We start from the raw sequence: 8,150 nt of genomic DNA, 5'->3' as shown, positions 1-8,150 counted from the left end.
GCCGCGCTGGCGCTTCGCTTGCGGACCAATGCCTCCAATTGGTCACGCTCGTCTGTCGTTAAGTTCATCCTGTGCATACCTTCGAATATGGAGTGCATGCAGCCAATTTCAATGATTCAGTGGACTACGGCCTGTCGGCCGCCGAGTTCGCGGCCCTGTATGTGCCCGAGATGAACCCCATCCTCGCGCTGCGCGATGCGCTGCTGGCCCAGGCCCGCGACCGCGCGCAGCAGGAACACCAGCGCGCGCTGCGGGTGCTGGTCTGGGCGCTGGCGGGCTCCGGGGCGCTGCTGCTGGTGCTGGGCGGCGCGCTGTATGTGATCCAGCGCCGCGTGCTGCAGCCCTTGGCCCAGACCACGCGGGCCCTGAAGGCGCTGGCCAACAACGACCTGCAGGCGCCTTTGGCCGCGCCCCTGGCCGACGATGAAATGTCCGCCGTCATCGGCGCGGTGCGTGCGCTGCAGAGCCAGACCCGCCGACGCCAGGACCTGGAGCGCGAGCGCGACCGGCTCATCGAACAGCTCCGGGAGCAGTCCGAAACCGACTACCTCACGGGCCTGCCCAACCGCCGGGCCTTCATCGCCCAGGCGCGCACTGCCCTGGCACAGGCCACACGCTATGGCGTTGACATGGCTGTGCTGGCGCTGGATGTGGACTGGTTCAAGCAGCTCAACGACAGCCTGGGCCACGCTGCGGGTGACAAGGCGCTGCTGGCGGTGGCCGATGTGGTGCGCACCGAACTGCGCGAGGGCGACCTGGCAGCGCGTTTTTGGGGCGAGGAGTTTGTGCTGCTGCTCAGCCATTGCAACCGGGAGCAGGGCCTGCAGTTTGCCAATCGCCTGCGTGAGAAGGTGGCTGCAGCGCAGGTGATGGGCGTGGCCGACCCCGAGGTGCGCGTGACGGTGAGCCTGGGGATTGCGGACTCGGCCCACGGGGGCTGGGGGCTGGATGCCCTGCTGTCCGCCGCCGATGCGGCGATGTACCAAGCCAAGAATGCGGGGCGCAACCGGGCCGTGGCAGCTTCAGTGTCGCCAGACTGAGCGCCTTGCCCGGCTTTCTGCCTGGCCTGCTCAGTGGTGGTGGATGGCGGCCTGCTGCCGCTGGCGCCACTGCTGAAAGCGCGAGCGCTGCAGCGCCAGCAGCTCCACCAGCCCCCAGGCCAGGGCGCACACCAGCATGCCCCGGCCCACGGCCCAGCGGTAGGCCTCAGTCCTGCGCGGCGGCCGGTGCATCGTCATAGGCTCCGTCGCACGCCCACTCGTGGGTGCGGGGCAGGTCAAAGCTCAGCCAGCCCCCTTCATCGAACAGCTGATCCAGCAGCCGCTGCAATCCGAGCAATTTCCAGAGCATGGTGCGCCTCTTTCGTAGGGAGGTTGAAGGGAGACCGTGGCGATCTGCAGGGCAAGTTACCGCCGTTGTGTGACGGTTTTGCGTCGGTTCGCATGAACCCAACAGCGGCCCCGCCACGCGCCTGTTTGCCCACCCGGGCTCGCTGGCGGGCGCTATCCTCCTGCGGTGAGTCCTTGCCATCCCTTCTGAAAACCCCTCTGCACATGCTGCCCGAGCTTCTGGCACTGGAAAAAATCCTGGAGCAGGGCGCGCGCCACCTCGATGTGCAGGTGGTGCGGCAGGTGCAGGTGGCTTCTGGCGAGCGTTTTCCGGTCTATGCGATCGGTGTGGGCAACCCGGCGCTGGATGTGCCTGCGGTGGGCTTTTTTGGCGGCGTGCACGGGCTGGAGCGCATCGGGGCCGAGGTGGTCATCGCCTACCTGCAGAACGTGGTCATGCGCTTGCAGTGGGACACCACCCTGCACCGGCAGCTCGAGCAGGTGCGCCTGGTCTTCATGCCCATCGTCAACCCGGGCGGCATGTGGTCGGCCACGCGGGCCAACCCGCGCGGCGTGGACCTGATGCGCAACGCCCCGGTGGACGCCGTGGACCGGGTGCCGCTGTGGGTGGGCGGGCAGCGGGTGAGCGCGGGCCTGCCCTGGTACCGGGGGCGCCTGGGCGACCCCATGGAGGCCGAGAGCCAGGCGCTGTGCGAGGTGGCCACGGCCCAGCTGCTGGCGCGGCCCTTCAGCATGGCGCTGGACTGCCACTCGGGCTTTGGCGTGAAGGACCGGCTGTGGTTTCCGTTTGCGCACACGCGCAAACCCATTGCGCACCTGGCCGAGCTGCATGCGCTGCAAGAGATCTTTTTGCAGGCCCACAGCCACCACCAGTACATCATCGAACCGCAAAGCACGCAGTACCTGGCGCATGGCGATCTGTGGGACCACCTGTACCTGCAAGCCTGCCAGACCCTGCCCACGCACACCTTCCTGCCGCTCACGCTGGAGATGGGCTCGTGGCTGTGGATCAAGAAGAACCCCCGGCAGCTGTTCTCGCGCAACGGCATCTTCAACCCGCTCATCAACCACCGCCAGCAGCGCGTGCTGCGGCGGCACCTGTCGCTGCTCGACTTTCTGGCGCGTGCGGCCTGCAGCCATGCACGCTGGACGCCCGCGCCCGACCAGCGCGCGCAACGCCGCGCCGACGCGCTCGCGGCCTGGTACTGAAATGAAACACCCCCTGAGTCGCTTCGCGCCTTCCCCCTCTCTCATATTGCTTCGCAATCTGGGAGGGGGACGCCCCCAGTGCACGCAAGCGAAGCGCCGCATGCGCGGCAGGGCGGCCCTTGCACGGGGGCGCTGGCCTTGGCCGCGCCCGTTTCATCCGCTGCGGGTAGCGCGCAGCGCTATGGATAACAGAGAAGAAAGAGAAAGGGCCCTAGCACTATGCGCCAATGGATCCTGCTGCGCGGCCTGACCCGCGAAACCGCCCACTGGGGCGGGCTGGTGGCCGACCTGCAGCAGGCGCTCCCGGGGGATGCCGTCTTGGCCGTGGACCTGCCCGGCAACGGGTGCTGGCACCACAGGCCATCGCCCACCACGGTGCAAGGCATGGTGCAGGCCTGCCGAGCCGACCTGGCGGCACGCGGGCTGGTGCCGCCCTACCACCTGCTGGCCATGTCGCTGGGCGCCATGGTGGCGGTGGAGTGGGCGCAGGGGGCGCCGGAGGAGGTCGCCAGTGGCGTGCTGGTCAACACCAGCCTGCGCCCGTTCAGCCCGTTCTACCACCGGCTGCGCCCGCAGAACTACGGCGCCCTGCTGCGCCTGGTGCTGTTGGCCCGCCCGGCCGAAGTGGTGGAGCAGCAGGTGCTGGCGATGACCAGCAACCTGGCCGCAGCACGTGCCCCGGTGCTGGCGCACTGGGCTGCCGTGCGCAGGCAGCGGCCGGTGTCGGGCCGCAACGCGCTGCGCCAATTGCTGGCCGCCGCGCGCTACCGGGCTCCGGCCACCGCACCGCTGCCCCCCTTGCTGCTGCTGGCCAGCCGCCACGACCAGTTGGTGGTTAGCGCGTGTTCACAAGCGCTGGCCGCTGCGTGGAACCTGCCGCTGGTGATGCACCCCTTTGCAGGCCACGACCTGCCGCTGGACGACCCGGCATGGGTGGTGGAGCAGGTGCGGCAGTGGGCAACACTTGGGCCGCACCCCTCGGGCAGCGCGCCGGTTACGGCTGCTTGAACACCACGGCCTCCAGGGCCATGGCGCGGATGCTTTCTGCCGCCGCATCGGCCTGCACGCGCGTGTCATAGGGGCCCACGCGCACTCGGATGCGCCGCCCCTTGGCGCCGTCCAGCTCCTGGCGGAAGGCGGGCAGGCCCTCGTTGAGCAGCCGCGCCTGGGTCTTGCGCGCATTGGCCTCTTCGGCAAACAGGCCCACGTTGATGTAGTAGCCCGCCGCCGTGCCCACGGTGGGCAGCGGTTTGTCGGCAGCGGCCGGTGCCGACGCCGTTGTCTTGGGTTTGGTGGTGGCACTGGCGCGGCTGGCGGCGGCCTCGCGCCGGGGGGCGGGCGTGCTGGCGGCCGAGGCTGTTGGGCTGGTGGTGGCCGATGCGCGGGTGGATGCTGCGGGTGCGGCCGTCTTGGCTGGTGCCGATGCGGCTGCCTTGCTGGCGGGGGTTGAAGCAGGCCGTGTTGGCGGGGTTGGCTCGGCCGGTGGCGGGGCCACCATGGCGGGCGGCACGTTGGGGGCCGAGGCTTTGGGGGCTGCAGATGCCTTGACTGCTGCGGCTGCCGGTGCCGGGGGCGATGCGGGTGCGGGGTGCGACTCTGCCACAAGGGCTGGTTCGGGGGCCGCCTCTGGCATGGGGGCTGCCGTGGATGCCGCCTGGCCCGTGGCCTTGGCCGGTGCCGCTGGTGTGGTGGCCGATGCTGCCGTGGCCGCTGCGGTCGCCTGGGCCACAGTCACGGCGGGCTCCAGCGCCAGGGGTTTGGTGTCTGAAGGTGACCAGGCCAGGTAGGCGATCAATGCGGCCACGCCCAGCACTACGTTGGCCAGCACCACCATCTGCAGGCGCTTGCGCGAGCTGGCCTGCTTCTCCAGCAGCGCACAGGCCTCGGGCACGGTGCGCGATGCGGCCAGCGCGCGGGCGATGCGCTTGCGGATGTCGGCATACAAAATGGCATTGCCATACAGCCCCGGCACCGCAAAGGCCAGCACCGCAAACGCGCCCAGCACGCCCAGCTCCACGCCCGGCGGCCAGTTCAGAAAAGACCGGCCAATGCCAAACACGATCAGCGCCAGCCCCTCGGCCGCCGCCACGTAGACCAGTGCGGCGCTCCAGAGCTGGCGGAACACCATCCAGTTCAGCGTGGCCAGGCAGGCGGCCCAGTTCCAGGTGGTGGTCGTGCGGCCGGTGCTGTCAAAGCGCTCGAAGACGGCCAGGTAGTAGTCGGTGTTGACGGGCCCCAGCGCCAGGCGGGACAGCGCGGTCATGGCGTTGTCGGACGGGGAGTCGAGCGACATGGCCGGAATGATGGAGGCGACAGGGTCCGTGTGGTCGAGCATGGGCCGATTCTGTCATGTGCCGCCGCACCCGCCACCGGGGTTGGGCGCAAGTCGCCACGCTGTTGCGGCCCCGCCGCACAGGGCGCCAGCCACCGCATGCCGACCGTGTACGCCGTCCGGCAGGTGCGGTGGGGGGCCGGGGTTTCTATCCTATTTCAGCGCCGGACTATTGAAAAAATAGGCCGCTTCCGCGCATCCAGTATCAAATGTTTGCTATAAAAAATATAGTATTCGAGCCACGCACACGACCCCGCTCAGCCGCCCCGCACCATGGCCATGACCTTGGCCGCGTCCAGCGTGGCGGCCTTCTGCCGGATCTGCGGCAGGTACTGCGACTGCATCTGCTTGGCGGGCCCCAGCAGGTTCTGGAAGGTGTCGCGCAGCATGGCCGTGCTCATCACGCGGCCCCCGGCGTAGTAGCGCTTGGCCACCTGGCCCAGTGCATAGGTGGTGGCAAACGAAAACGCCATGCCCGTGGCCGCACTGCCCAGCCCGCCAATCGTCCGGCCCGCCGCCTTGCCCAGCAGGCCGCCCAGCAGCTTGCGTCCAAACTGCTCCAGGTACTGCGATGTCATGCCCACCCCGGCGGCGGCGATGAACTCCTTGATGTGGCCCTGGTCCAGCTCCACCCCATGCGCCTTGCCAATGCCGTACACCATCTTCACCTGCAGCGGAATGATGGCCATGGACGCCCAGGACTGCGGCAGCAGCTCCAGCGCGCCGTTGAGCAGCGCGTAGTTGAGGATGGACTTGTCCAGCTCGGCATCGGCCGGGCCGGGGGGCGTTGTCGTGGCCTGGGGGGCTGCAGGGGTTGGTGCCGCAGCGGCGTAGGCTGCAGCGCCCGCCACCCCCCAGGGCGTGGCCGAGGGGGCGGATTTTTCCACCACATCCACCAGCGCATCGGCATCGTGCTCAAACGCCGCCGTCTGCTGCGCACCCAGCTGCAGCGCGGCCTTCAGCGTGGCCAGAAACTGCGCCTCCGCCGCTGTCTGCCGCCCATCCACATCACACACGCACACGGCCATCTCATAGGCCAGCTGGCGGTGGGCCGGGTCGTCCAGCGCAGTGGCGGCGGCCTGCATGCTGGTGCGCTTGAGCAGCACATCCTGGTAGATGCGCGGCAGGTCGGCCATGCCGCTGTCGCCCGCCAGCGACTGGGCGATGCGGCGGATTTCCTCGCGCTCGGCATCGTCCTTGGTGCCGTCCGCAAAGGCGGCCAGCAAGGCAATGGTGAGGATGGATTTTTGCTGTTCGGAGTTCATGCGGTGCGGGCCCGGTACTAAATGGAAGAAGCGATTCCGCAGAGTGCGCAACGGCGGCGCAGGGCTGCGGGGCTGGGGTTCAGATGCAGTCTAGGCCGCAGGCTTTCAACGCCACGGGGTGTGGGGAATTGCCGGAATCTGGTAACCCTCTGTATCGCGCTCCGTCTGTGGGTCGGGCCGATGCGGGTTTCTCCTTGCGTAGTTGATCGACTGTGCGGCGTTGCCAGGTTTGCATACAGTGGTTGCCTCATTGCAACAAGGAGACACGGCATGCGGCTGGCGGCGACAGGGATGGGGGCGGGCAACTTTGCCCCGATGGGGGACACACGATGAACATCGCCCACTTGCTGCGCCGCAGCGCGCAGCTCTATCCCGACCAGCCCGCCGTGCTGCACGGCGACCAGCTGCTGTTTACCTACCAGGCGCTGGGCGCCCGCACCGCCGCGCTGGCCGCCTGCCTGCGCGAGCGCCACGGCGTGCTGCCCGGCGACCGCGTGGCCATCTATGCCGCCAATGCGCCGGAGTATCTGGAGGCGCTGCACGCTGTTCTGTGGGCGGGCGCTGTGTCCGTGCCCGTCAACTACAAGCTGCACGCCAAAGAGCTGGCCTATGTGCTGGCCGACTCTGGCGCGCGTGTGGTGCTGGTGTCTGAGGCCTTGTTTGCCGCCGCACACGAGGCCGGTGCCGACCCCGCCCACACGCTGGTGGTGGGCTCCGAGGCCTACCAGGCCGCCGTATCACACGCCCCCCTGCCCGTGTGCGACCGCGCGCCGGACGACCTGGCCTCGCTGTTCTACACCTCGGGCACCACCGGCCGCCCCAAGGGCGTGATGCAGACCCACCGCAACCTGCTGGCCATGACGGCCTGCTACTTCACCGATGTGGACGATGTGCTGCCCGGCGACGCCATGGTCTACGCCGCGCCCATGTCGCACGGCGCGGGCCTGTACAACTACGCCCAGGTGCTGCGCGGCGGGCGGCATGTGGTGCCGCTGTCGGGCGGTTTCGAGCCCGCCGAGCTGGTGCAGCTCGCGGCCCGCGTGGGCCAGATCACCCTGTTTGCCGCACCCACCATGGTCCACCGCCTGGTGGATCATGTGCGTGCCACGGGGGCCGACGTGTCGGGTTTCAAGACCATCGTCTACGGCGGCGGCCCCATGTACGCCGACGACCTGCGCAACGCCCTGGCCGTGATGGGCAACCGCTTTGTACAAATCTACGGCCAGGGCGAAAGCCCCATGACCATCACCGCCCTGCAGCGCGCCCAGCTGGCCGACCGCAACCACCCCCGCTGGGCCGAGCGCATGGTGTCCGTCGGCGTGGCGCAGTCGCTGGTGGAAGTGCGTGTGGTCGATGCCACAGGCCAGCCCCTGCCCCCGGGCGAGACCGGCGAGGTGGTGGTGCGCGGCGATACCGTGATGCCCGGCTACTGGAACAACCCCGAAGCCACGGCGCAGACGCTGCGCGATGGCTGGCTCTACACCGGCGATATGGGCGCGCTGGATGCCGATGGTTTTCTCACGCTCAAGGACCGCTCCAAAGACGTGATCATCTCCGGCGGCAGCAATATCTACCCGCGCGAGGTGGAAGAGGTGCTGCTGCTCCACCCCCAGGTACGCGAGGTGGCCGTGGTGGGCCAGCGCGATGCCGAATGGGGCGAGGTGGTGGTGGCCTACCTGGTCGCGGGGGAGAGCGGGGCGGTGGCCGATGCGGTGCTGGATGCCCTGTGCACGGATCACATTGCGCGGTTCAAGCGGCCTAAGGAATATCGGTGGGTGGAGGCGCTGCCGAAGAACAGTTATGGGAAGGTGTTGAAGACGGAGCTGCGGGGGATGGGGCTGCGTGACGTTTAGACTGACTGGCTTCGTTTGTTTAGGGTTGTGAGATACCTGCCCGGAATACCCCCGAGCGATGAGCGCCCCCGACCTGAGGGCAGGTGTCGCACAAGCCTCGGGGGAGGAAACCGCGAAGAACGCCAACGTTGGTGTTCAGGGC

General features: G+C 68.6%; 8 protein-coding genes. 4 read left to right on the top strand and 4 right to left on the bottom strand.

The genetic code is table 11. From position 1 onward, the window contains the following. The first annotated feature begins 119 nt into the window (after window positions 1–119). On the top strand, window positions 120–1,040 hold the full coding sequence (locus tag ACYZGB_RS22455) for a GGDEF domain-containing protein (RefSeq protein ID WP_462391180.1): 921 nt from the start codon (window positions 120–122) through the stop codon (window positions 1,038–1,040). Window positions 1,041–1,070: 30 nt separating this feature from the next. Here ACYZGB_RS22455 and ACYZGB_RS22450 read toward each other — a convergent pair whose 3' ends face one another. Both ACYZGB_RS22450 and ACYZGB_RS22445 read right to left on the bottom strand, forming a co-directional pair. Beyond that, window positions 1,071–1,232, bottom strand: coding sequence for a hypothetical protein (locus tag ACYZGB_RS22450; RefSeq protein ID WP_291470747.1), 162 nt, complete (start codon window positions 1,230–1,232; stop codon window positions 1,071–1,073). Then, a complete protein-coding gene (locus tag ACYZGB_RS22445; protein WP_199226746.1) occupies window positions 1,207–1,350 on the bottom strand; it encodes a hypothetical protein in 144 nt (47 codons plus the stop codon). Before ACYZGB_RS22445 ends, ACYZGB_RS22450 begins: the two co-directional genes overlap by 26 nt. A gap of 203 nt (window positions 1,351–1,553) precedes the next feature. On the opposite strand from ACYZGB_RS22445, the gene ACYZGB_RS22440 reads away from it, so the two are divergent. Continuing rightward, complete coding sequence (locus ACYZGB_RS22440) at window positions 1,554–2,558, top strand: M14 family zinc carboxypeptidase (RefSeq protein ID WP_462391178.1); 1,005 nt, start codon at window positions 1,554–1,556, stop codon at window positions 2,556–2,558. A 219-nt stretch (window positions 2,559–2,777) separates the two neighbouring features. Next, window positions 2,778–3,566 carry an alpha/beta fold hydrolase gene (locus ACYZGB_RS22435; RefSeq protein ID WP_462391176.1) on the top strand — a complete coding sequence of 263 codons (789 nt, stop codon included), beginning with the start codon at window positions 2,778–2,780 and terminating at the stop codon, window positions 3,564–3,566. Here the strand turns inward: ACYZGB_RS22435 and ACYZGB_RS22430 are convergent. Both ACYZGB_RS22430 and ACYZGB_RS22425 read right to left on the bottom strand, forming a co-directional pair. Further along, window positions 3,553–4,893: an SPOR domain-containing protein gene (locus tag ACYZGB_RS22430; RefSeq protein WP_462391175.1), complete on the bottom strand. Its 1,341-nt coding sequence runs from the start codon at window positions 4,891–4,893 to the stop codon at window positions 3,553–3,555. The two genes, ACYZGB_RS22435 and ACYZGB_RS22430, sit on opposite strands and share 14 nt — an antisense overlap. A 254-nt stretch (window positions 4,894–5,147) precedes the next feature. Continuing rightward, complete coding sequence (locus ACYZGB_RS22425; protein ID WP_462391174.1) at window positions 5,148–6,155, bottom strand: YcjF family protein; 1,008 nt, start codon at window positions 6,153–6,155, stop codon at window positions 5,148–5,150. 329 nt (window positions 6,156–6,484) lie between these two features. Between ACYZGB_RS22425 and ACYZGB_RS22420 the strand changes: the two genes are divergently transcribed. Continuing rightward, window positions 6,485–8,008, top strand: coding sequence for an AMP-binding protein (locus ACYZGB_RS22420; protein WP_462391173.1), 1,524 nt, complete (start codon window positions 6,485–6,487; stop codon window positions 8,006–8,008). Window positions 8,009–8,150: the final 142 nt, after the last annotated feature.

This window comes from Acidovorax sp. Q11, assembly GCF_054950075.1.
Note: the sequence above shows the minus strand (reverse complement) of the source record. Positions and strands in the feature narration are given on the sequence as shown.

What these genes read in the sequence shown, in the direction of transcription:
- ACYZGB_RS22450 (WP_291470747.1), bottom strand. Translation starts at nt 1,232, where the DNA reads ATGCACCGGCCGCCGCGCAGGACTGAGGCCTACCGCTGGGCCGTGGGC.
- ACYZGB_RS22445 (WP_199226746.1), bottom strand. Translation starts at nt 1,350, where the DNA reads ATGCTCTGGAAATTGCTCGGATTGCAGCGGCTGCTGGATCAGCTGTTC.
- ACYZGB_RS22440 (WP_462391178.1), top strand. Translation starts at nt 1,554, where the DNA reads ATGCTGCCCGAGCTTCTGGCACTGGAAAAAATCCTGGAGCAGGGCGCG.
- ACYZGB_RS22435 (WP_462391176.1), top strand. Translation starts at nt 2,778, where the DNA reads ATGCGCCAATGGATCCTGCTGCGCGGCCTGACCCGCGAAACCGCCCAC.
- ACYZGB_RS22430 (WP_462391175.1), bottom strand. Translation starts at nt 4,893, where the DNA reads ATGCTCGACCACACGGACCCTGTCGCCTCCATCATTCCGGCCATGTCG.
- ACYZGB_RS22425 (WP_462391174.1), bottom strand. Translation starts at nt 6,155, where the DNA reads ATGAACTCCGAACAGCAAAAATCCATCCTCACCATTGCCTTGCTGGCC.
- ACYZGB_RS22420 (WP_462391173.1), top strand. Translation starts at nt 6,485, where the DNA reads ATGAACATCGCCCACTTGCTGCGCCGCAGCGCGCAGCTCTATCCCGAC.